Origin of the sequence: Nocardiopsis quinghaiensis (assembly GCF_008638365.1) — a bacterium.
GTDB lineage: Bacteria > Actinomycetota > Actinomycetes > Streptosporangiales > Streptosporangiaceae > Nocardiopsis > Nocardiopsis quinghaiensis.
Genome location: NZ_VWVU01000003.1, coordinates 112,382 through 135,692, shown reverse-complemented (window position 1 = coordinate 135,692; position 23,311 = coordinate 112,382). Strand labels below are relative to the sequence as shown.

Below are 23,311 nucleotides of genomic sequence, written 5' to 3'. Positions count from 1 at the left end.
CCCCCCGGCCCACGCGACTACCTGTTCGGTCGAACGCCTACCCGATTTCGCAGTCGCCCTCCCCGGCACCGGAGAACTAACCTAAACCTGGTTTTGTTGCGCCACCCCAGTCAGATCGAAAATATCCAGGCCGTTCCCGCAGTACCCCCAAGGACACGAAGAGAAATTTTGGAAACGAGCCGTCAAAGTGATGACAAATAAAACCAGGCACCCCCTGAACGACTATCAACGTGACATCTGGGCGGCCGAGTCCCGCTTTACGCAAAGCCCCCAGTTCAACGTCGCCGCCCACGAGCGCCTGGAGGGCGACATCGACCACGCGCTCCTGCGCGGCTGCGTGGCCCGGGTCCTGCGGCGGCACGACGCCTTCCGTCTCCGCTTCTTCGAGGACACTGACGGGACCCCGTGGGCCGAACTCCCCGAGAACGAAGATATCCGCTGGTCAGAGCTGATTGAGTGTGTGGATCTGACGAGGGGGGACCGGTCCGGGGCCGCGGTGCGCGACTGGTTGAACGCCGCCCTGTACCGCCCCCTGGACCCGCGCGTGGGCCCTCTGGTCCAGGCGGCGCTGGTCATCGAGCACGAGCACGCCGTCCATCTCCTCGTCAAGGCGCACCACATCGTGGCCGACGCCTGGTCCCTCAACTCCGTGACGTTGGAAATATTGAACGCCTACCGGTCCGAACGGATCGGCGACGGCCCTCCCAAGCTTCGGACCAGTTCTTTCACCAAGACACTCGGAAATCCTGACCGGAGCCACCCACCCCTGGCGGCGAGCGATGATCAGGAGTTTTATCAAAAATACCTCGACGGGGTTTCCCCGGCGCTGTTCACCCGTACGTCCACCGGCCTTTCCCGACGAGGACGCCATTCGTTCACCATCGACGGGAAGACGGTCCGCCGCATCCTGGAGGCCGGAGGCTCTCCCCTCGCCTACCTCGCCTCGGCGCTGTCGGTCGTCCTGAGCCGCGTGCACCGCTCCTCCGAGGTCGTCCTCGGCGTGCCCTTCCTGAACCGCCGCACCGAGGAGGAGCGGGAGGTCGTCGGCCAGTTCGCCAACAACCTGCCCCTGCGGGTCGCCGTCGAGGAGGACGAGCCCCTGTTCGATCTGGCCTCCAGGGTCCGTACCGACCTGCGCGGGCTGCGCGCCCACGAGCGGCTGCCCTTCGGTGAGATCCTGCGCCAGGCCCCGGACCGGGGCGCGGGCCCCCGGCGACTGTTCGACGTCACCGTCTCCTACATGCGCTACCCGCGCCCCTCGGCACTGCCGGGAGTGCGCCGCGACACCACGATCATGGCGCCGGTGCACGAGGAGAACGCGCTGTCGGTCATGGTCCACGCCTTCGAGGACGAGGACGACCTGCGGGTGGACCTGGACTTCGCGCTCGACGTCTTCGACGGGGACCTCAGCGCCGAGGCGCTGGCCGGGCACGTCCGCGAACTCCTCCGTAAGGGGCTGGACCTGCGTGAGCTGCCCCTGTCGGCGCTGTCCATGCTCACCTCCGCCGAGTACGAGGAGGTCGTGCGCCTGCGCCAGGGCGAGAGCACTCGCTACCCCGGTGAGAAGACCCTGCACGGGCTCTTCGCCGAGCAAGCCGAACGCACTCCCGGACTCACCGCCGTGGTCGACGACGCCTCGGGCGCCGAGACGACCTACGCCGAGCTGGACCGGGCGGCCAACCAGGTGGCACGCGCTCTGCGCGCCGACGGTGTGGGTCCCGACGACCGTGTCGCCGTGGTGGCCGAACGCGGCCCCGAACTGATGCCCGCCCTGCTGGGCGTGCTCCGGGCGGGGGGCGCCTATGTGCCCGTCGACCCCGGCCACCCGGAAGCCCGGGTGCGCGTGCTGCTCGGCGAGAGCGGGGCCAAAGCCGTCCTGACCAGCGACGGCGTCCGGGTTCAGGTGCCCGTCGGCACACCGGTCCACCGGGTCCACGACCTGCTCAACGGTGCGGACGCCCCGCTCGCACCCGTGTCGGGCTCCAGCGACCTGGCCTACGTCATCTACACCTCCGGCTCCACCGGGCGCCCCAAGGGCGTCATGGTCGAACACCACTCCGTGGTCAACCGCCTGACCTGGATGCAGCGTCGGTACCCGATCGGCCCGGGGGACACCCTCCTCCAGAAGACCCCGACCTCCTTCGACGTCTCGGTGTGGGAGCTGTTCTGGTGGGGTGCCGAGGGGGCCGGGGTGGCCCTGCTTCCGCCCGGCGCGGAGAAGGATCCGCGCGAGATCGCGCGGGCCATACGCCGGCACCGCGTCACGGCGGTGCACTTCGTGCCCTCGATGCTCGGCCCCTTCCTGGACCTGCTGGAGGACGAACCCGGCCTGCGCACCGGTCTGGACTCGCTGCGGTACGTCTTCTGCAGCGGGGAGGCGCTGCCCGCGGAGCGGGTCCGGCGCTTCCACCGAGTGTTCGACACCGCCGGGAGACCGGACGGGGACACGTCCGCCCCCCTGCTCGTCAACCTGTACGGCCCGACCGAGGCCGCAGTGGACGTCAGCTACCACGACCTGCCCGCCGGGGGCGCGCCCGTCGACCGGGTCCCGATCGGCCGCCCCGTGGAGAACACCACCCTCTACGTGCTGGGCGAGCACGGCGGCCCCCAGCCGGTCGGGGCTCCCGGCGAGCTCCACATCGGCGGCGTCCAGGTGGCCCGCGGCTACCTGGACCGCCCCGAGCTGACCCGGGAACGGTTCCTCAAGGACCCCTTCAACCCTGGCGGGCGCCTGTACCGCACCGGAGACCTGGCCCGCCTGCTCGCCGACGGCACCATCGAATACCTGGGCCGCATCGACGGACAGGTCAAGATCCGCGGCAACCGCGTGGAGCTGGGCGAGGTGGAGAACACCCTGGTCAGTGTGGAGGGAGTCCGCGAGGCCGCCGTCGTGGACCACCGCCCCGAGGGCAGGGACGCCCTGCTCGTGGCCTACTACGCGGGCCGGGAGGAGCTCACCCCCGCAGGACTGCGCGCCGCCCTCTCCCGCTCCCTGCCCGACTACATGCTCCCCTCGCTGTTCGTACGCCTGAACCGGATCCCGCTCTCCCCCAACGGCAAGACCGACCGCCGGGCCCTCCCCGCGCCCGAGCTGCCCGGCGACCTCACCGAGGGCGGCGGGCCCAGGAACCCGACCGAGGAGACCCTGGCCCGCGTGTGGGCCGAGGCCCTCGGCGTCCGGCGGGTCGGCGTCCACGACGACTACTACGCCCTGGGCGGGGACTCGATCAGCATGCTGCGGGTGCGCGCCCTGGCCGAGCGCGCCGGTGTCGGCTTCTCCTTGTCCGACCTGGTGGGCAACCCGACCGTGGCCGACCTGGCGTCCGTCGCCACCCGGGTGGGGGCCGGCGCCTCCAGGCAGAGGACCGACCTGGCCCCGTTCGCGCTGGTTTCGCGGATGGACCGGGCCCGGTTGGAGGGGTGGGCGGACGCCTACCCCCTGACCCGGCTCCAGCTCGGCCTGCTCTACCACTCCCGCGAGCACGAGGGCAGCGCCGTCTACAAGGACGTGTTCCGCTACAGCCTCGCGCTCCCCTGGGACGAGTCGGCCATGCGCGCGGCCTTCGACCGGCTCATGGCGCGCCATCCCGTGTTGCGCTCGTCCTTCGACCTGGCCGGCCATTCCGAGCCCCTACAGCTGGTGAAGCACACCGTGGACGGCGCGCTCTCGGTCGTCGACCTGCGCGGAGAGCCGGCCGAGCGCGCCGAGGAGGCCGTCGTCAGCCACATGCGCGAGCGCAGGGTGCACCCCTACGTGTTCGACCGCGCGCCGTTGCACCACTTCCGGTTCTTCGTGCTGCCCGACTCGGTGGAGCTGGTGTTGAGCTTCCACCACGCCCTCCTCGACGGCGGCAGCGTGGCCAACCTGGTCAGCGAACTGCTCCAGAACCATCTGCGCTCCCTGGGCCTGGACGTGGGAGCGGTGCCCGAGCACTCCCTGCCCTCCCCCGCCCTGCACGTGGCGGACGAGCGCGCCGCTACGGGCTCGGAGGAGTCCCGGGCCTACTGGCGCCGCGCGCTGGAGGGCGCCGTTCCTCCCCAGCTGGAGGGCTTCGCCCCGCACGAGCCGCCCCGTCCGGGCGGCGACCCGGTGGTCGTGCGCAACGTGCCCCTGCCCGCGTCGCTGGTGTCGAAGGTCGGCGCGCTGGCGAGGGAGCGCGAGGCACCCCTGAAGTCGGTGCTCCTCGCAGCGCACGTGGCCACCCTGCGCGTGTTCTCCGGCCAGGACGACCTGACCACGGGCCTGGTCACCCACGGCAGGCCGGAGGTGGAGGACGGAGACCGCGTCTGCGGCCTGTTCCTCAACACCGTGCCGATGCGCGTGTCCGCCGAATCCGCCACCTGGTTCGACACCGTGCGCGAGGTCGTGGAGCGCGAGCGCGAGGGCCACCCCCACCGCCGGGTGCCGCTGGCGACCGTTCAGGAGGACCTGGGCGGCGGAACCCTGGTGGACACCGCGTTCAACTTCGTCCACTTCCGCCAGCTGGGGACGGTGTTCTCACTGCCCGGGGTCGAGAACCGTGGCTTCGAGGCGTGGGAGGAGACCAACTTCGCCCTGCTGCTCAACGCCATGGTCGATCCCGTCGACGGCGGTATCACACTGCGCCTGGACCTGTCCGGCCGCCGCTTCACGCCCGCCCAGGGCGACCTGTACGCCGACACCCTCGTACGGGTGCTGAGGCTGCTGGCTGAGCACCCCGACTCCGCGGCGGACCCGTCCGAGCTGGTCGGGCCCGCCGCCCCGGAACCCGTGACCGCCGCCCCGCAGGACGTGGTGCGCGCCTTCGGGGAGCAGGCGCGGCGGCACGCGGACGACACGGCCCTGGTGTTCGGCGAGCGGTCGTGGACCTACGCGGAACTGGACGAGCGGTCGGCGCACGTGGCCCGCGTCCTGCTGGGGGTGGGTGTGCGGCCGCACGACCGTGTGGGGGTGGCCATGGACCGCTCCCCCGAGGCCGTCGCCACCCTGGTGGGCATCGCTCGGGCCGGTGCGTCGGTGGTCCCCCTGGACACCTCCTACCCGGTGCGGCGGCTGCGGTCGATGGTGGAGTCGGCCGAGCCGGTCCGGATCGTGGCCCACGAGCACCACGCGCACCTGGTGGAGGACGGCGAGCGCCTGCTGCCAGCCGAGTTCCTGTTCGACGGGACTCTTCCCGCCGGGCCCGGGCGGGGAGTCGACCTGCCCCGGATCTCCCCGGAGAACGAGGCGTACGTGCTCTTCACCTCAGGCTCCACCGGCCTGCCCAAGGGCGTGTCCATGCCGCACCGATCCCTGGCCAACCTGGTCGCCTGGCAGAACGTGAGGCCCAGCGGCGCGGCCGGAGGGCGCACCCTGCAGTACGCGCCGGCCAGCTTCGACGTGTCGTTCCAGGAGGTGTACTCCACGCTGTGCGGAGGCGGAACCCTGGTGCTGGTCACCGAGGAGCTGCGCCGGGACATGCCCGCGCTGCTGCGCCTGATGGACCAGGAGGGCGTGGAGCGGGTGTTCCTGCCCTACGTGGCGCTGCAGCGCCTGGCCGAGGCCGCCGACGGCCTGGGGATCGTGCCCCGGAGCCTGCGGGTCCTGGCCTCCTCCGGTGAGCAGCTGCGCGTGACCGACGAGATCCGCCGGTTCTGCGCCGCACTGGACGACGTCCTGCTGGAGAACCAGTACGGTCCGACGGAAAGCCACGTGGTGACCGTCCACACCATGACGGGCGACCCGTCGGACTTTCCCTCCCTGCCGCCGACGGGCAAGGCGATCGACGGCGCTCGGGTCCTGGTGCTGGACGGGCGCGGTCGGCCGGTCCCCGTCGGCGGCAGGGGCGAGATCCACCTGGGAGGGGTGTGCCTGGCCGACGGCTACGTCGGCCGCCCCGACCTGACCGCGGAGCGTTTCCTGAACTCGGACGGCGAACGCCTCTACCGCACCGGCGACATCGGCATGGTCCTGCCCGGGGGCGACGTGGTGTGCCTGGGCCGCTCGGACCGTCAGGTGAAGGTGCGCGGGTTCCGCGTCGAGCCGGCCGAGGTCGAACTGGCGATCGGCGAGGCTGCCGCGACAGGCCTGGCCTCCCTGCGCGAGGTCGCCGTGGTGGCGCGCCGACGCGAGGGGCAGGACACATTCCTCGCCGCCTTCCTGGTCGGCGACCCCGACCGCTCGGACCTGGAGGCGCTGCGCCGTCGGCTGCGATCGACTCTGCCGGAGTACATGATGCCCTCCCACCTGGAGTGGGTGGGGGCCATGCCGCTGACCCCCAGCGGTAAGCGCGACGACGACGCGTTGCGCCGCGCCGCGCTCACCCGGGGCCGCACGTGCGTGCGGGTGGCCCCGCGCGACGCGCGTGAGCGCGCCCTGGCCGAGATGCTCGCCGACCTGCTGGGCGTGGCCGACCTGGACGTACACGACAACGTGTTCGACCTGGGCGCCACCTCGATCACCGCGATGCGGCTCGTGGTGCTCATCGAGCAGAGGTTCGGGGTGAGCGTGCCGCTGTCGGAGTTCATCTCGGCGCCGACCGTGGCCGCCCTGGCGGGCCGGGTCGGGGCGGAGCGCGGCGACCGGGCCGCGGCCCGGGAGTTCGACCCCCTGGTGCCGATCCGGTCCGAGGGCGACCAGCCGCCTCTGTTCTACGTCCACCCGATGGGCGGCAACGTGCTCTGCTACGTGCCGTTCGCGCGGCACCTGCCCGGGGACAGGCCGTTCTACGCCCTCCAGGCCGCCGGGACCGACGCGGGCACCGAGCCGGTGCGCGACGTGGAGGAGATGGCCCGGAGCTACGTGGAGGCGATCCGGCGGGTACGGCCCGAGGGCCCCTACCACATCGGAGGGTGGTCCTTCGGGGGGTTCGTCGCCTTCGAGATGGCCCGGCAGCTGCGCGCGGCGGGCCAGGAGGTCGCCTCGTTGGTGCTGCTCGACACCACCGCGCTCAACCCCGGGCGGCGGCCCTGGACCGACGACGAGGCCCTCATCGGCTGGTTCTTCTGGGAGCTGCTGTGGCTGGAGCGCGGCGGCGAGTCGCCCGAGGCGGTGATCCCCGCCGAGCTGACCACGCTGGACGAGAAGTTCGAGTTCATCACCCGCCTCGCCGTGGACGAGGGGGTGCTGCCGCCCGGCAGCACCGACGCGATCGTCCGACGCCTGTTCCGCCTGTACGAGGCGAACTGGCGGTCGGCCTTCGCCTACCGGCCCGAGGGGGCCGACCTGGACGCGGTGCTGGTGCACGCGCGGGAGCCCCTGCCCGACGTCCTGATGTCGATGCACTCGGCGATCGGGAGCATGCACGCCGACCCGGCCAACGGGTGGCGGGAGTACACCTCCGGGCGTCTGACCGTCGTCGACGTATCCGGTGACCACCTCACGATCATGGAGGAGCCCCACGTGGCCGAAGTCGTACGGACCGTCATGGAAGCGGTGTCTCCCCGGCTGCAAGGGGGGAGATGACGATGGCGCAGCGGAGGACGGCGATCGTCGTCGGCGCCGGGATCGGCGGGCTGACCGCCGCGATCGCCCTGCGCAGGGTCGGTGTGGACGTGCGCGTGTACGAGCGCGCGCCCGAGATCCGGGCGGCCGGGTTCGGGCTGTCGGTGATGAGCAACGCCGTGGCCGCGCTCGACGCCCTCGGCATCGACCTGCGGTTGGCCAAGCGCGGAAGGACCCTGGACACCTATCACGTCCGCGACACCCGCGGACGGCTGATCCGCGAGTTCCCCTTTCCCGAGATCATCGCGCGGCTGGGCGTGCCCAGCGTGTGCATCAGCCGTGCCGACCTGCTCCGCGCCCTGACGGAGGAGGCCGCGGGCATCCCGATCGAGCTTGGCCGGTCCGCCGAGCGGTTCGAGACCGAGGGCGACCGGGTGCGCCTGCACCTGGCCGACGGGGGCGCGGACGAGGCCGACCTGCTGGTGGGCGCCGACGGGTTCCACTCGGTGGTCCGTGCGCAGATCGCCGGACCGGAGCCCGCGCATGACAGCGGCTACATCTGCTGGCTGGGAATCACCGACTACGAGCACCCCCGCTTCGCTCCGGGGTCGGTCGTGCACTACTGGGGCGACGGACAGCGGTTCGGGTTGGTGGACATCGGCCACGGCCGCCTGTACTGGTGGGCGACCAAGAACATGCCCGCCGAGCGGTCCGCGAACTGGGACGGCGACAAGGCCGAGGTGCTGCGGGCGCTGTCCGGTTGGCCGGACGAGGTGCGCCATGCGGTCCGGGTCACCCCGCCCTCGGACATCCTCGGCATCCCCTCCCGGGACCGCACCTTCCTGGAGAGGTGGGGGCACGGCCCGGTGACGCTGCTCGGCGACGCCGCCCACCCGATGCTGACCAGTCTGGGACAGGGGTCGGCGATGGCGATCGAGGACGCCGTGGTGCTGGCCCACACCCTGAGCGGCGCCGACCACGTTCCCTCGGCGCTGCGCTCCTACGAGGACGCCCGACGCGAACGCACCCGGGGCATCGTGGAGGCGACCCGCGCGATCAGTGACTTCGAGCAGTCTGAGGGGCCGGTGCGGCGCAGGGTGCGCGACGCCTACTTCCGGTTCATGTCCCACCGCTCCCTGGTGGGCAAGCTCGAACCGGCGCTCACCTTCCCCGCCCCCGCGTTCTCCGCCGCCTCCGTGAAAGGACCGGTCCAGTGACCATCTCCCCCTCCGCACGAGCCGTGATGGTGACCGGAGCCTCCTCCGGCCTGGGCCGTGAGGCCGCCCTGCACCTGGAGGACCGCGGCTTCCACGTGGTCGCCGGGGTACGGCGGGCCGAGGACGGCGAGAAGCTCGTCGCCGAGTCCCTGCACGGCCGCCTCGTCCACCGGCTGGTGGACGTCACCCACGAGGAGTCCGTGACGGCCTGCGCGCAGTTCTGCGAGCGCGAGTTCGGCGGCCTGTGGGGGCTGGTGAACAACGCCGGGATCTGCGTCTCGGCACCCCTGGAGGCGGTCAGCTCCGAGCGGATGCGCGACCAGATGGAGACCAACGTGGTCGGGCAGCTGGCGATGATCCGGGCACACCTGCCCCTGCTGCGCCGCCAGAGGGGGCGCGTCGTCAACGTCACCTCCGGTCTGGGCAAGGTCGCCATCCCCTACCTGGGTGCCTACGCCGCCGCGCAGTTCGCCAAGGAGGCGATGAGCGACGCGCTGCGGCGCGAGGTGGCCCCCAGCGGGGTGCGGGTGTCGGTCGTGCAGCCCGGAGCGGTACTGACCCCCATCTGGGGCAAGGTGTCGGACGTGGGCTCTCGGGCGCTGCGCGATGCCCCGCCGGAGGTGGCGGCGCTGTATCGGATCACGTTCGAGAGGTTCCTGGAGGCCAACGCCCAGCAGGCGGCGAACAGCGGTACGACGCCGGAGGACTTCGCGCGGGCGGTGGCGCGGGCGCTGACCGAGGAGAGCCCGCGCACGCGCTACCGGGTGGGGGCCGACTCCCGCCTGGTGAACGCGCTGGCCCGGGCCCTGCCCGACCGGTTGCTGGACCGCTACTTCTCCGGGATCGTCACCCCCTGAGAAACGCGGGGCCGCCGCCGTCCGGGGCGGCCCCGCCCCTCACCGGCCGACGATGCTCGCGGTGAGCTCCCGGTCCGGCGGGCGCAGGTGGTCGTAGCCATCACCCTTGCCGCCCCGTGCAGTTTGGCGGGCCTGAACCGCCTCGGCCCGCGGCGGGACCGGATCGGAGGGATCCCGTGCACCAGGGGACCGAGGGCCTGGCTGCCACGGGTGTTGGCCCCGGGGGCCGCCACGGACAGGGGCAGACCGGCCCGGACGGTGATCAGGTGGATCTTCACCCCCTGCCTCACCGGTCGACGGGATCGGGACCTGTCAGCTCCCCCCTTGAGGACGCGCATGATGACCGCGGCCAGCACCTCACGGTCCTCGTGTCTGCGTCGACCGCCGCCCCGGGGGCGCGTGGGCGCCTCGGGCACCGCTCGCTGGAACAGCCCCCACAGCTCATCCGGCACAAGGCGTTCAACCATCGACGCCCGGCCAGGTTGCCGAGAATCCAGATGAGATGGGCTCTTAACGAGTTGGTGCGTGACAGCGGGCGAGGTGTGACGGCCCCGTCCGCCTTGCTTTCCGGATGTTCGCGGTGCGGTCGGAGACCAGCCCCGCGACGGCCCGCCAGGTGGTCGGGGGGTTCTCGCGCCGGTGGATCCAGCGCGTCGGCTGCTTCCAGCGTCTGCGGTCGGCCACGGCGTGCTCCACGGTGATGCGTCCTGAGGAGTGCGCGTGACGACGGCGTCTCCACCTCTCATGGACATCGGGCAGGGCGCTCCGGTTCGGTTCGCGCGGTGGCGTGACGGCTTGACCGGGGTGATCACGCCGCAGACCGAGTAGCCGTCGTCCAGCGGCACCCCCACCTCCGAGAAGTGGCGCAAGCAGGAGTCGATGCCCATCGCCACGGCGGGATCGTGCCACAGCCGTTCCTCCCCCGCCTCACCCGCCATCACTCACCGACTCGTAGGCCTGGGCGCGCATCGGACCCCCTGAACAGCCCCTGACCTGGCCTTGTATATCAGGAGAGGGAATCCAGGAGGGCGGTCCGGCCGTTGGTCCTGGCTCATGTGACCCTCACTCGGCCGGTCCGCGCCCCTGGGCGATGCTTCGGCTCTCCTGGCCGGGTTCCTCGCCAAGCAGTTCGACTCTCCATGGCCGCACACCCAAGAGCGGTTCCGGGAGCGGGCTGTGGGAGGCTCTGGGGTCACGGCCCGGAACGGGAACCGCACGGAACCACCACAGCATCGAGAGACGGCAGCAGCTATGGAGAGCTACGGGGTTCAACTCGGCCTTGTCCTTGTCCTCGTTCTCGTCAACGCCCTGTTCGCAGGCAGTGAGATCGCCCTGATCACACTCAGGGAAGGACAGGTCAAACAGCTGGCGGCGCGAGGTCCGGGCGGACGCGCGGTGGCCCGTCTGGCGAAGGATCCCAACCGCTTCCTGGCCACCATCCAGATCGGCATCACCCTCGCGGGTTTCCTCGCCTCGGCCACCGCCGCGGTGTCCCTGGCCCAACCGCTCATCGGGCCCCTGGGCTTCTTGGGCTCGGCCGCCAGCCCCGTATCGATCGTCCTGGTCACCGTGCTCCTGGCCTTCGTCACACTGGTCTTCGGTGAACTGGCGCCCAAGCGCATCGCCATGCAGCGGTCCGAGAGCTGGGCGATCATGGTCGCCCGGCCGCTGAACCTGCTCGCGCTGCTCTCCCGTCCCGTGGTGTGGCTGTTGAGCGTCTCCACCGACCTGGTGGTGCGCCTGACGGGTGGCGACCCCTCCGCGGCCAGGGAGGAGGTCAGCGAGGAGGAGCTGCGCGACATGCTCGCCACCCAGCGGGGCATGACCCGCGAGCAGCGCACCATCATCTCCGGCGCCTTCGAGATCGACGACCGGCGCCTGCGCCAGGTCGTCGTTCCCCGCGGCGAGGTGTTCACCATCGGAGCCCGCACACCCGCGGACCAGGCGGCGCACATGCTCGCCGAGCACGGCCACTCCCGGGCGCCGGTGGTGGACGACGACGACCTCGACGACGTGCTCGGTGTCGTGCACTGGTCCGACCTGGTGCGTGGTGAGGGAAGCGTCCGCGAGCTGGCCCGCGAACCGCTGCTGCTGCCCGACTCCCTGGTGGTGTCGCTGGCCCTGCGCCGCATGATCGCCGAACACCAGCAGCTGGGCGTGGTCGTCAACGAGATGGGCGGCGTGGACGGCATCGTGAGCCTGGAGGACCTGCTGGAGGAGATCGTCGGAGAGATCTACGACGAGACCGATTCCGACATACGTACCGTGGCCCGCAACGACGACGGATCCCTCACACTGCCCGGGACCTACCCCGTGCACGACCTGTCCGACGTCGACGTCCATCTGACCGACGTTCCGGAGGGTGACTACGTCACCGTCGCCGGACTGCTCATCGCCGTGCTGGGCCACATCCCCAAGAAACCGGGGGAACAGGTGGATCTCGGCTCCTGGACGGCCAAGGTCGACCAGACCAACGGGCGCACCGTCACCCAGGTGACCATGTATCCGGCGACGTAACACCCGCAGGCCCGCCCCACACGTGCCACACCACACCTTCGGTACCGGCCTGGTGCGCAGCCGCGACGGTGACGTTCGGCGTGGAAGTACTTCCCTGCGTCCTGAGGTGCGCGTGTCTCCCCCGGCCGCCTTTCACGCCGCCTGCCCTGGAGGAGGCCTTGCGAAGATTCGCGCCGTGGACCGCGCCCACGCTGGTGATCCTCTTCCCCACCCTCGTCCTGGGTTCCAGGTACCTACTCGTACCGGCGAACCGGCCTTGCGAGTACGGCGACGGGCCGGCGGAGAGGTCTCACAGCAGCGGTCGCCAGGGCGCCAGCACGAGTTCGCCGAACCTGGAGAGGAGCGGCCGGTTGTCCCACTCCTCCTCGGTCAGCTCCCGGCAGTTGGCGAGGTCGTTGGCGAAGACCTCCTCCAGGTGCCGGGCCACGCCCTTGTCGAAGATCTCGATGTTGATCTCGTAGTTGCCGGTCAGGCTGAGCCGGTCCACGTTCGTGGTGCCGACCGTGGACCACTGGCCGTCCACCGTCGCGGTCTTGGCGTGCACCATCGCGTCCTGGTAGAGCCACAGTCGCACTCCGCCGCGCAGTAGCGCCGAGTACTGGCTGCGGGAGATCTGGTCCACGATGACGTGGTTGGACTCCTCGGGGACGAGCACGTTCACGTCCGCGCCACGGCCGGCGGCGTCGATGAGCGCTCGTTGAAGCTCCTGGTCGGGGAGGAAGTAGGCCTGGGTGAACAGCACGCGCTCCTTGGCCCGGTCGATCGCCTCCAGGAACACCGCCCGGATCGGGTAGATCAGCAGTTCGGGCACGTTGCGGTGGAGCCGCAGGTGCGAATCCCACGCGGCCTCCCCCAACCTGTCCAGCTCGGGGAGGCGGTGCCTGTTCCAGAAGTCGACGAAGGCGTTCTCCAGCTCCCACACCGCCGGCCCGGCCAGCCGCAGGTGGGTGTCACGCCAGTTGGTGGCGTAGAGCGATCCCACGTTGTACCCGCCGGAGAACCCCACCTCGCCGTCGACGGTGAGGATCTTGCGGTGGTCCCGGCCGGACTTGCGGATGTTCAACAGCAGCACACCGGGACGGAAGACCGGATACCGCAGCACGTGAACGCTGGGCGGGAAGCGGAAGAAGGAGCGAGGCACCACCAGGTTCGCGAAGCCGTCGTAGACCACGTACACCTCGACGCCCCGCTCGGCGGCCTCGATGAGGGCCTCCTTGAACCGTTGGCCCACCTGGTCGTCCTTGACGATGTAGGACTCGAACAGCACGCGGTGCCAGGCCCCGCGGATCGCCGCGAGCATGTCCTCGAACAGGTCCTCGCCGTAGGTGTAGACGGTGACGCGGGTCCCCGAGTCGCCCACCGGCAGCTCCACCGGTGCCGTGCGGGGAAAGACCGCCCGGCGGGGACGTACCTTCCGGCGCCAGTGGTTGACGCCCATGGAAATGGCTGCCACCGCGACCTGGGTGCCCACCAGTCCTACGAGTCCCCACCTGACCACGGATCTGAGTGTTGGGTGTGTGGAGCGTTGCACAGTCGCCTCCCGGGCAGAACGTCCGCGGTGCCGGAGGCCTCCACTCCGCAGACCGCCGTTTCCGGTACGAGTATTGGGTCTGTCTCCGCGCTGGCCCGGAGTGGCGGCCAACGCCAGGGGAGGCCGGCAGGAGCCGGCGATCGGGTGGGGGCCTTGGTGATCAGTCCGCCCCGGAAGCCTCCAGGTGCTTCACGTGCGTTCGTTCCGTTCCCCGCCGCGTGCCCTCCTCCGCTGGCCCGAGGCCGTGACGACCACTCGCGTGCTCCCCCCTGGTACCTATGGTTCACCCCTTCTCCTACGTCGACCTCTCGGCGGCCGTCCGGGGCCGCTGCCACGGCCATCGGTTCTCCAGCTCGACCTCCAGCGAGAAGCTGAGGAAGGTACGGATCAGCACGATCCCGGCGAGCACACCGACGCTGCGGAAGGACGGCTCGATCGCGACCGTACGGATGATGTCACCGGCCACCAGGAACTCCAGCCCCAGTAGGATCGCCCGCCCCACCCCGTGGCGGTAGGACCGGTAGATCTCGGCCAGGGGTGTGCGATGGGCGAACCGGTACAGGAACGCGGCGGTCGCCGCGGCCGTGCCCACGGCGATCACCGCGACACCGGCCACTTCGATCGCCGTTCCCACGGCCTCGACCACCTCGACGACGCCCATGAGTCCCTCCCCCGTCGTGGGCCCGTGCTCCGTCCCTGCGCTCGGGATACCGATGGCGGCCCATGCTCCGACGTGGGACCGCCACCCGGCTCAGGTTGCGACACGTGACACCACGCCTGCCCACAACACGTAGCGTTCATGCCGTCGCAGCCGACGCAGGGTCCGGCCCAGCGGGACGGGCGGCTCCAACGCCCACGTGACCCGACCGGCCGTCCACCCCCGGCCCGGGTCGGCCACAGCACACCGCAGGACCACGCCGGCACGGGCAGGACCCCGCCGCGGGGACCCGCACGGCGGGGCGACCATGTTGGTCGCCGTCCGTGGCCGGGAAGGGACCGTCTCGCGGCCGTCCCGCCCGGGTGACCGAGGGCCTCCACGGAGCGGAAGGCACTCGGCCCGCCCGGGGAAGACAGGAGTCTCCCACCCGCGAGTGGGAGGTTTTCGGGAGACGGGAACCTCCCCCGACTGTCCTCAACGGCTGCAGAGGTTCTCCCAAAGGGATACCTCGAATCGCTGGGACAGGAGTTCACGCGGGTCGCGCCGAGGGGCGGAGAGAGGCGTGGCCAGTCTTTCGCGCGGTGAGGGCGAGCCCGGCGATGAGGGCCACCTCGCCCAGGTTACCCACGACCAGCGGCGCGTCAGGCACGGCCGAGACCACGGTCATGATCGCGGCGCCCAGCAGCATCCATCCGCTGCGCGCACGCACGAGTAGCGCCACACCGACGAGGAGCAGTACCACGATGGTCACCACGGACGGGACCGGCACGGTCGGCTCGGCGGCCGAGTAACGCAGTGCGTCGCCCTCGCGGCCCGGCACCAGGGTGAGTCCGACGAGATCGGCCACGACACCGTAGGCGACCAGCGCGGCCGCCAGCACGGAGAACCCGGCGTGGACCGCACGCGAGCGCGCCCAGGCGAGCCCGAGGTCACGGGCCGCCCCGACCGCGAAGACGACCAGGAGCGGAGTGACCAGAGCGTGCACGACGAAGCGCGGCAGGTTCAGTGCGAACAGGAGGTCGCCGGCGCCGAGGGAGGAGCCCAGTGCCACGATCGCGTTGTCGTAGACGAGCCCGGCGGCCACGGCCGCGACCAGCCAGGTGTGCGTGGAGTGCCGTACGAGCGCCAGCCGGACCAGCCAGACGGTCAGGCACAGGTGCACCACCGAGAACACGGCGAAGACGAGGGAGGTCATCGGCGACCTTTCGGCTCGTTTTACGATATGTCAGCTGTTCGAAGCCTTCTCTCGAAGCCTGCCCGGACGGGTTCGCGCCATGCGCGCGGACGTCTCGGGCCCCGGTGCTCGGGGGGCGCTGGCCGGACCGGCGGCTCGTGCTCGCTCACCCGCACGGCTCGTCCAGCGCCGCCAGGTACCCCGCGAAGGACTCGGTGAGGGCGGCGAGCAAGGCTCGCCCCTTGGCGGCCGTGGCCAGTGAGGGGCGACCGACCACCCCCGAGACGGTGTAGGCAGCCAACCCCACAGTGAGCACATGATCACGCCCGCCCGTGGTGTGATCGACGTGCTCGTACCCGGACCGGACCAGACGCGGACGGGTGTGCAGGAGCACCGAGGTCTCCAACTCCCCGGCATGCATGTCGTGGTCGTTGTCGGTGGCCATCCCGGCGACGGTCCGGGCGGCCTCCCAGTCGTGGGGGCCCGGGAAGAGCGCCATGCGCCCGCCCGACTCCTGGACGAGGTTGGCCAGCACGTGGTTGCCGCCGTGCCCGTTGACCAGTACGAGCCTGGTGTCACCGAGGGAGGCGGCGATGTCCCTGACGAACGCGTACAGGGTGGGCGCGGAGACGCTCACGGTTCCGTGCCATGCGGAGTGCTCGTGGGAACAGCCGACGGTGACCGGCGGCAGCAGGCGCAGCGGGTACGCGTCGGCCAGGCTCCGGGCCAGGTCGCAGGCGATGACGGTGTCGGTGACCAGGGGAAGGTGGGGGCCGTGCTGTTCGAGGCTGCCCACCGGCAGCAGCGCCACCCGGGCGGCCCGTTCGCGCTCCTGCGCGCTGGTCGTCAACGGCAGCAGGGACAGTGTCAGGTCGTCCATGGTCCCCAGTATTCCCACGGCTCCGGCTTCCAGCGCTCATCGCCGCGGGGACCAGCCTCCTGCCGCCCTCCCCGGCCGTGCGGGTGGAGTCGCGTGTGGCGCGGCCGGTCGTACCCCTGCACCTGGCCATGCGGCGGGACGGCCCTCGCCGTCCTGGCCAGCGCGGCGGCCGGCACGGCGGTGTTCGGCGGCGCGGTCTCCCCCGGACAGTACTCCCGGCCGGCGCGCGGATACTCCCCGGGCCGGGACCACCCCCGGGGAAGGCTTCCCGCGTTCCGGGCGAGAAGCCCGCAACGACAGGGGTTCTCGGGTTGCGGGCGTGTAGCGGACGCACAAGACTGCGCGTACTGCTTGTTACGGATCGTCCCCGTTGAGAGGCCCCCATGACGGACACCCCCATCGACACCACCGTCGCGCACACCGCACGGGTGTGGAACTACTGGCTCGGAGGCAAGGACAACTACCCCGTGGACCGCGAGGTGGGCGACACCATCAGGGAACTCGTGCCGCAGGTGGTCGAGACCGCCCGGGGGGACCGCCTCTTCCTGCGCCGCGCGGTCACCCACCTGGTCCGGGAGGAGGGTGTCCGCCAGTTCCTCGACATCGGCACCGGACTTCCCACCGCGGACAACACCCACGAGGTGGCCCAGGCCCAGGCCCCGGAGTCACGCGTGGTCTACGTGGACAACGACCCCCTGGTGCTGGCGCACGCGCGCGCCCTGCTGGTGGGTACCGACGAGGGCCGGACCCGGTTCGTGGGATCGGACCTGCGCGAGACCGGCACGGTGCTGGAGGCCGCCGGCCAGACCCTGGACCTGAGCCGCCCCGTCGCCCTGACCCTGCTGGGGACGATGGGCCACTTCGGCGACCTCGACGAGGCCCTGGGTATCGTGCGCACCTATATGGACGCCCTGGCGCCGGGCAGCTTCCTGGCCGTGTGCGACGGCGTCTTCGCCCACATGGACGCGATCACCGGTGAACGCGCGCTGGAGGCCATGCGGCGCTGGCAGGAGAGCGTCGCCCAGCCGTACCACCTGCGCTCGGTGGAGGACTTCACCCGTTTCTTCGACGGGTTCGAACTGGTCGATCCCGGGGTCGTCTGCGTCACCCGATGGCGGCCCGAGCCCGTCGAGGTCGGGCAGGAGCGCGACATTCCCCAGTACTGCGGCCTGGCCCGCAAGGTCTGAGCCCGTCCCTCCCGGGGTCCGGTCCGAGCCGGGCCCGGACGTACGTGCTCTCAGTGGCCGTGCCACTGCAGGAGGAGGACGGTGGCGTCGTCCTGGAGCCGTCTGCCGTGGTAGTCCATGACGCTGTGGATGAGGCGCCGCAGAGTTTCCGGAACGGGGAGGCCGCTGGCGTGCTGGCGGATGATGAACTCCAGGAACCGGTCCACGCCGAACTCGTGGCCGTCCGCGCTGCGCGCCTCCGTGATGCCGTCCGTGTACAGGATGACGCGGTCGCCGGGCTGCAGCTGCTCACGGCATGTGGTGACCGGCAGGCCCAGGTCCGAACCCAGCGGGTGGGAGGGCTCGCACTCCAGGGTGCTCACCCAGCGCCCCTCACGGATGACGACGGGCGGCAGGTGGCCGTGGTTGGTCCAGGTGAGCAGGCCGGTGCGGGTGTCCAGGTCGGCCAGGACGGCGGTGACATAGCGCGTCTGGCCGAAGAAGCCGGCGTCGGCGGAGGCGTCGTACTTCTGCCCGAACTCGGCGAGCAGGACGTCCTCGATGCCCGCGGCGACCTCGTCCAGGCCGCATGAGTACTGGCGGCGGTGGTTACGGCAGGCCGCCACGGCGAGGTTGGCGGTCAGCCCGGCCGCGATGTCGTGCCCCATCGCGTCGAAGATGCCCACGTGTACGTTCCTGTCCGCCGTGGCGTAGTCGAAGGCGTCGCCGCTGACCTGGTAGGCCGGTTCCAGTGCGGCGTCGATGGTCACGTATCCGTCGGTGTAGGTGCGCGGCGGCATCAGGTTCCACTGCATCTCGGCCGCCACGCTCATCTTCTGGGCACGGATCAGCCTGGCGTAGGAGTCGCTGTGGACCCGTTTGCTCACCACCAGCAGCGCGACCAGGGACGCCAGGTGCCACATGTACTCGTGGGTCCGCGCGTCGTCGGTGGAGGTCTCCACCCAGAGGAGACCCATGCGCTCGGTGCCGTCCAGCACCGGTACCCACCAGTGGTACCGGTCGTCCTCCTCCGTCTCCTCCGTGGAGGCGCGCAGGATCCTCTCGGTCTGGAAGGCGCGTCCCGCCAGTGTTCCGTCGATGCGCAGCGGTGTGCGCGCCCGACCGGGGTCCTGTCCGGCGTTCGGGCCGTGCCCGGTCATCAGCACCAGCACCTCCTGGCGCACGTCGACCACGTAGATCAGGACTCCGTACAGCCCGGCGTGAGCCGCGTAGTCGGCCACGTGGCCCGGTACCTCCTCCATGGCCATGACGTGGCTGGCGCCGATCAGGCCGCCGAGCATCCGCTCCGCGGTGCTGGGGTCCTCCATCGCGGGTCCGTCCTCTCCACGGGTCGTGTCGTGTGTCCGTAGCGCTCCGCGGGGATTCCGGAAATCCGCCGCGGACGGTGAAGACGTCCGCTCCGAGTGCGGTCCCCGCGCGGGGGCGTGCGGACGTCCACTCGAACCCGGATCAGTGGGTGATCTCATCACATCAGGCCACAGAAGGTTTCCCGGACACGCCGCGCCCGAACACCGCGGGCGCCGGAAGGCCGTCCCCGAGCAGATCGCCGCCCTGGGGGAGGCTGGAACCGGCCTGGTGCTCTTCGGCGGCGCCGGGCCGGCCGCGGCCCTCGGTTTACGGGGTCGGGACCTGGGTAGCCGCCGCACTCGAGTACCAGCAACTGTCCACCGCTCCGGGCGGCGCGAACGCGCCCCCACCGCTGGTTGGAGGAAGACCATGAAGGCCGTCGTGTGGCATGGCATTGGCGACATCCGCGTGGAAGACGTGGCGGAACCGAGCATCGAGCACTCCCAGGACGCCATCGTGCAGATCACCACGAGCGCGATCTGCGGCACCGACCTGCACATGATCCGAGGCACCATGCCGGGTATGGTGCCGGGCACCGTCCTCGGCCACGAGGGTGTCGGCGTGGTGACCGAGGTGGGATCCCAGGTACGCAACTTCCAGCCGGGCGACCGGGTGGTCATCCCCTCCACCATCGGGTGCGGGACGTGCAGCTACTGCCGGAGCGGCTACTTCGCCCAGTGCGACAACGCGAACCCCGGGGGCAGCCGAGCGGGAACGGCGTTCTTCGGAGGGCCGGAGTCCACCGGTTCCTTCCCCGGCCTCCAGGCCGAACGGGTCCGCGTTCCCTACGCCAACGTGGGGCTCGTCAGCATCCCCGAGCGGGTGAGCGACGAGGAGGCCGTCCTCGTCTCCGACATCTTCCCCACAGCGTGGTTCGGGGCCAAGCTCGCCGAGATCTCCCCGGGTGACACCGTCGCGGTGATGGGCTGCGGCCCCGTGGGACTGTTCGCCGTGCTGAGCGCCTTCCTCCAGGGAGCGGGACGCGTACTGGCGGTCGACGGGGTCGGGAGCCGGTTGGAGCAGGCGCGTCTGCTGCACGCCGAGGTGATCGACTACACCGAGGAGGACCCGGTGGCCACCCTGGTGGAGCTCACGGGGGGCATCGGCCCGGACCGCGTGATCGACGCCGTCGGGGTCGACGCGGAACAGCCCAAGCAGGGACCGGCCGTCCAGGAGGACCTCAAGGAGCAGTTCGCGACGGAGGTCTCCGAGATCGTGCCCAAGGCCCGCCCCCAGGGAGACACCTGGGTTCCCGGCGACGCGCCGTCCCAGGCCGCGCGGTGGGCTGTGGAGGCGGTCGCGAAGGCGGGGACCCTGTCCATCATCGGCGTCTACCCGCCGCCGATGACGCACTTCCCCATCGGCGCGGCGATGAACAAGAACCTCACCCTGAAGATGGGCAACTGCAACCACCGCACCTACATCCCCGAACTGCTGGAGATGGTGGCCAGCGGCCGAGTCGACATCACCTCGGTCCTCACCCAGGAGGTGCCGTTCAACGAGGTGGTGAACTCCTACCGCGCCTTCGACCACCGCGAACCCGGCTGGACCAAGGTGGCCGTGACCATGGCCTGACCCGGCGGCGTTCGGGAACAGGGAACAGAGGGCGTAGCGGAGCCACTCGTCTGGGAAATGCGCGGGGCCGGTTCTCGTGAAGAGCACCGGCTCCGCTGCTCACCAGGGTCACACGAGCCCGGCACGCAAGCGCCGGACCGCCGGCGTCGGCTCCCTGGTGTCGTACGTGGGAGCGCAGCCGCACCCGAGGAGGTCAGGAGGAGGCGGGGGAATCCGCCCCGGGGATTCCGGTGCCACGCCGTCACCACCGTCGACAGCGCGCCCGCCTGCCGCGAGACTTCTGGACGTCACCACCCGCGTACGGAGGAGGGTGCTTCGCGGTGCCGTGGTCCACGACTCGCCACGCCGCTTTGGCGGCACTGGCCCCGATCGCCCTGGTCCTGCCCCTCGGCTGCTCGTCCCACGACGACCCGGTCGGTCCCGCCGCTCCGCCACCGTCGGCCGAGGGAACCACCGCCGTCCCGTCCGCGGAGCCTGCCGATCCCGTCCGGATGGACTCCGAGTTCGCACACCTCGAAGAGGAGTTCGACGCCCGGCTCGGCGTCTACGCGCTCGACACCGGCACGGACCGGGCGGTCGGGTTCCAGGCCGACGAGCGGTTCGCCTACTGTTCCACCTTCAAGGTCCTGGCCTTCGGCGCCGTGCTCGACCGGACACCGGTCGACGAACTCGACCGGGTCGTCACCTTCTCCGGAGCGGACCTGGTCTTCCACTCCCCCGTCACCCGGGAGCACGTGTCCACCGGTATGACGCTGCGCGAGATCGGCGACGCGGCGCTGCGACACAGCGACAACACCGCCTCCAACCTGCTCTTCGAGGAGCTCGGTGGGCCGCAGGGGCTGGACGAGGCCCTGCGGGAGATCGGCGACGACGTCACCAGCGTGGACCGGATCGCGCCGGAGATGGCGGAGGCGGTGCCGGGAGACGTCCGCGACACCAGCACCCCGCGCGCGATGGCCACCAGCCTGCGCGAGTTCGCCCTGGGTGACGTCCTGTCCGAGGACAAGCGCGGCGTCCTCGTCGAGATGATGCGGGCCAACACCACCGGCGACGACCTGATCCGTGCCGGGGTCCCCGAGGGGTGGGAGGTCGGGGACAAGACCGGTGCGTGCGGCTACGGTACCCGGCACGACATCGGTGTGCTGTGGCCGCCGGAGGGCGCCCCCATCGTCCTGGCGGTCATGTCCGGCCGCGACGAGGCGGGCGCGGAGTACGACGACGCCCTCATCGCGCGGGCCACGGAGATGGTGGTCGGGGCCCTCGTCTAGGTCGTGTTTTTCGCACCGTTCCGGGCTCGCGTCCACCAGGCCGCCTCTCGCCACGCCTCCGCGCTCGTGGAGCACGACCAGGCTGGGCTTCGCACAGCGTCTCGCGAGAGATCGCCTGGGAGGGCCGCCCGCCGACCCGAAAGCCTTCCAAAGAACACTCCCTGGTCGTACTGACCGGGGACATCGGTCGAGAGCCGCGCCCACGCCTTCTCCCTTGCCGACGCCTCCAGCGCGGTTGCGGGCTCGGGACCCACGGCGCCGACCGCTCACGTGTGCTGTGACCGGAGCCGGCCGGTTCGACACCGCGTTCGGGCTGGTCGATCCCGGCCAGCACCGCATCGGGGGAAGGCCGGCATCGGCGGTCGCAGCGATGACCGGGAAGGCAGGGGTCACCACGCGGCCCGTCCCGACCTTCCGGAGGGTCTCCGGTGGGATGCGCGCGTCGAACGCGGTACCGAGCACCGAGCGCTGTCCGCGCTCGACCGCCGCTGGCGTGAGCGGCGATCCGACCATGACCCCGATTCTCATACCGGTATAGTATGGCCGGTATAGTTATTGGTCACATGAGAAGGGCGCCGCATGATCGAGATCCTGGACCCCACCAAACTGGCCCGTGCCAAGGACACAGGCGCCCTGGTCGCTGACATCCTGCAGACACTGAAGAGCCGTAGCACGGTCGGCACGAGCCTCCTGGACATCGACCGGTGGGCCGAGACCATGATCGTCGAGGCTGGAGCGCGGTCCTGCTACGTCGACTACGAGCCGTCCTTCGGACGCGGGCCGTTCGGCCACTACGTCTGCACGGCCGTCAACGACGCCGTGCTCCACGGACGGCCCTGCGACTACACGCTCGCCGACGGCGACCTGCTGACACTCGACCTCGCCGTCTCCCAAGGCGGAGTCGCCGCGGACTCCGCCATCAGCTTCCTCGTGGGCGGGTCAAGGCCCCCGGAGAGCGTCGCGATGATCAGCGCGACCGAACGCGCATTGAGCGCGGGGATCGCCGCTGCCAGGCCCGGGGCCCGCATCGGCGACATCTCCCATGCCATCGGCTCGGTCCTCAGTGAGGCGGGGTACCCGGTCAACACCGAGTTCGGAGGTCACGGCATCGGATCGACGATGCACCAGGACCCGCACGTTCCGAACACCGGTCGGCCCGGCCGTGGGTACAGACTGCGTCCCGGGCTGCTGCTCGCACTGGAGCCGTGGGTCATGGCGGACACCGCCGGACTCGTCACCGACGCCGACGGGTGGACCCTCCGAAGCGCGACAGGTTGCCGGACAGCACACAGCGAGCACACGATCGCTGTCACCAACGACGGAGCCGAGATCCTCACCTTGCCGGAGCAGGCGCGACCGTGAGGTCGCGGCTCGCCTTCGGGTCTCCTGACCCACGGTGAGGCGGTGGGCCGACCGTGGGCGTGGCTGCATCACCACGACCACCACCGGCCCCGCACTGCCTGCGCCGGTCAGCCGCCCTCCACACGATTGGCCAACGTCCCCGACCGGTACACCGCATGGGTTCGTCGGGTCGGGTTCGGGCCGCGACGGCGAGGGGGCCGCCGGGACGGAACTCCGGCGGCCCCGGAGAACGTCGTAGGCCGTACCTAGAGTCGTCCTCGCCCTCTCAGGGAGCGGTACGCCGCGCTCCGGGGTTTTACCGGCTTGGGGTACGGGCAGCTTGCAAGGACTGCGGGG

At 71.0% G+C, this 23,311-nt stretch carries 13 protein-coding genes and 1 pseudogene; 8 read left to right on the top strand and 6 right to left on the bottom strand.

Translation table 11 applies throughout. The annotated features are described in order from the left end of the window. The first annotated feature begins 190 nt into the window (after nt 1-190). Genes FYX01_RS09390 through FYX01_RS09380 form a run of 3 tightly spaced genes read left to right on the top strand, consistent with a single transcriptional unit; the run spans nt 191 to nt 9,476 of the window. Nucleotides 191-7,423: an amino acid adenylation domain-containing protein gene (locus tag FYX01_RS09390; RefSeq protein WP_150239633.1), complete on the top strand. Its 7,233-nt coding sequence runs from the start codon at nt 191-193 to the stop codon at nt 7,421-7,423. A 2-nt stretch (nt 7,424-7,425) separates the two neighbouring features. Beyond that, nucleotides 7,426-8,619 carry an FAD-dependent monooxygenase gene (locus tag FYX01_RS09385; RefSeq protein WP_150239631.1) on the top strand — a complete coding sequence of 398 codons (1,194 nt, stop codon included), beginning with the start codon at nt 7,426-7,428 and terminating at the stop codon, nt 8,617-8,619. Next, nucleotides 8,616-9,476, top strand: coding sequence for an SDR family oxidoreductase (locus FYX01_RS09380; RefSeq protein ID WP_223830372.1), 861 nt, complete (start codon nt 8,616-8,618; stop codon nt 9,474-9,476). Before FYX01_RS09385 ends, FYX01_RS09380 begins: the two co-directional genes overlap by 4 nt. A gap of 81 nt (nt 9,477-9,557) precedes the next feature. On the opposite strand, the pseudogene FYX01_RS09375 reads toward FYX01_RS09380, so the two are convergent. Continuing rightward, nucleotides 9,558-9,943, bottom strand: a pseudogene (locus FYX01_RS09375) (hypothetical protein); the annotation flags it as partial. Between the two features lie 784 nt (nt 9,944-10,727). Here FYX01_RS09375 and FYX01_RS09365 point away from each other — a divergent pair. Next, nucleotides 10,728-11,993 carry a hemolysin family protein gene (locus FYX01_RS09365; RefSeq protein WP_150239629.1) on the top strand — a complete coding sequence of 422 codons (1,266 nt, stop codon included), beginning with the start codon at nt 10,728-10,730 and terminating at the stop codon, nt 11,991-11,993. Between the two features lie 289 nt (nt 11,994-12,282). On the opposite strand, the gene FYX01_RS09360 is transcribed toward FYX01_RS09365, so the two are convergent. The 4 genes from FYX01_RS09360 to FYX01_RS09345 form a co-directional block, all read right to left on the bottom strand. After that, the gene (locus tag FYX01_RS09360; RefSeq protein WP_394350451.1) at nt 12,283-13,431 is read right to left on the bottom strand and encodes a phospholipase D-like domain-containing protein; all 1,149 of its coding nucleotides are present in this window, start codon (nt 13,429-13,431) and stop codon (nt 12,283-12,285) included. Nucleotides 13,432-13,819: 388 nt separating this feature from the next. Continuing rightward, complete coding sequence (locus tag FYX01_RS09355) at nt 13,820-14,185, bottom strand: DUF1622 domain-containing protein (RefSeq protein WP_150239625.1); 366 nt, start codon at nt 14,183-14,185, stop codon at nt 13,820-13,822. Nucleotides 14,186-14,711: 526 nt separating this feature from the next. Beyond that, nucleotides 14,712-15,377, bottom strand: a complete 666-nt coding sequence (locus FYX01_RS09350) for a hypothetical protein (RefSeq protein ID WP_150239623.1) — start codon at nt 15,375-15,377, stop codon at nt 14,712-14,714. Between the two features lie 145 nt (nt 15,378-15,522). Beyond that, nucleotides 15,523-16,236 (bottom strand): creatininase family protein, encoded by a 714-nt coding sequence (locus tag FYX01_RS09345; RefSeq protein ID WP_150239621.1) that lies wholly within the window; start codon nt 16,234-16,236, stop codon nt 15,523-15,525. Between the two features lie 383 nt (nt 16,237-16,619). On the opposite strand from FYX01_RS09345, the gene FYX01_RS09340 reads away from it, so the two are divergent. Beyond that, nucleotides 16,620-17,423 carry an SAM-dependent methyltransferase gene (locus FYX01_RS09340; protein ID WP_150239619.1) on the top strand — a complete coding sequence of 268 codons (804 nt, stop codon included), beginning with the start codon at nt 16,620-16,622 and terminating at the stop codon, nt 17,421-17,423. Nucleotides 17,424-17,473: 50 nt separating this feature from the next. Here the strand turns inward: FYX01_RS09340 and FYX01_RS09335 are convergent, their stop codons facing one another. Further along, complete coding sequence (locus FYX01_RS09335; RefSeq protein WP_223830371.1) at nt 17,474-18,730, bottom strand: PP2C family protein-serine/threonine phosphatase; 1,257 nt, start codon at nt 18,728-18,730, stop codon at nt 17,474-17,476. A gap of 409 nt (nt 18,731-19,139) precedes the next feature. Between FYX01_RS09335 and FYX01_RS09330 the strand changes: the two genes are divergently transcribed. From FYX01_RS09330 to map, 3 genes are all read left to right on the top strand, one after another. Continuing rightward, nucleotides 19,140-20,345, top strand: a complete 1,206-nt coding sequence (locus FYX01_RS09330) for a zinc-dependent alcohol dehydrogenase (RefSeq protein ID WP_150239617.1) — start codon at nt 19,140-19,142, stop codon at nt 20,343-20,345. A gap of 320 nt (nt 20,346-20,665) precedes the next feature. Further along, a complete protein-coding gene (bla, locus tag FYX01_RS09325; RefSeq protein ID WP_150239615.1) occupies nt 20,666-21,613 on the top strand; it encodes a class A beta-lactamase in 948 nt (315 codons plus the stop codon). Nucleotides 21,614-22,192: 579 nt separating this feature from the next. Continuing rightward, nucleotides 22,193-22,975, top strand: coding sequence for a type I methionyl aminopeptidase (map, locus tag FYX01_RS09315; protein ID WP_150239613.1), 783 nt, complete (start codon nt 22,193-22,195; stop codon nt 22,973-22,975). Nucleotides 22,976-23,311 lie beyond the last annotated feature (336 nt).

What these genes read in the sequence shown, in the direction of transcription:
- FYX01_RS09390 (WP_150239633.1), top strand. Translation starts at nt 191, where the DNA reads ATGACAAATAAAACCAGGCACCCCCTGAACGACTATCAACGTGACATC.
- FYX01_RS09385 (WP_150239631.1), top strand. Translation starts at nt 7,426, where the DNA reads ATGGCGCAGCGGAGGACGGCGATCGTCGTCGGCGCCGGGATCGGCGGG.
- FYX01_RS09365 (WP_150239629.1), top strand. Translation starts at nt 10,728, where the DNA reads ATGGAGAGCTACGGGGTTCAACTCGGCCTTGTCCTTGTCCTCGTTCTC.
- FYX01_RS09360 (WP_394350451.1), bottom strand. Translation starts at nt 13,431, where the DNA reads ATGGGCGTCAACCACTGGCGCCGGAAGGTACGTCCCCGCCGGGCGGTC.
- FYX01_RS09355 (WP_150239625.1), bottom strand. Translation starts at nt 14,185, where the DNA reads ATGGGCGTCGTCGAGGTGGTCGAGGCCGTGGGAACGGCGATCGAAGTG.
- FYX01_RS09350 (WP_150239623.1), bottom strand. Translation starts at nt 15,377, where the DNA reads ATGACCTCCCTCGTCTTCGCCGTGTTCTCGGTGGTGCACCTGTGCCTG.
- FYX01_RS09345 (WP_150239621.1), bottom strand. Translation starts at nt 16,236, where the DNA reads ATGGACGACCTGACACTGTCCCTGCTGCCGTTGACGACCAGCGCGCAG.
- FYX01_RS09340 (WP_150239619.1), top strand. Translation starts at nt 16,620, where the DNA reads ATGACGGACACCCCCATCGACACCACCGTCGCGCACACCGCACGGGTG.
- FYX01_RS09335 (WP_223830371.1), bottom strand. Translation starts at nt 18,730, where the DNA reads ATGGAGGACCCCAGCACCGCGGAGCGGATGCTCGGCGGCCTGATCGGC.
- FYX01_RS09330 (WP_150239617.1), top strand. Translation starts at nt 19,140, where the DNA reads ATGAAGGCCGTCGTGTGGCATGGCATTGGCGACATCCGCGTGGAAGAC.
- map (WP_150239613.1), top strand. Translation starts at nt 22,193, where the DNA reads ATGATCGAGATCCTGGACCCCACCAAACTGGCCCGTGCCAAGGACACA.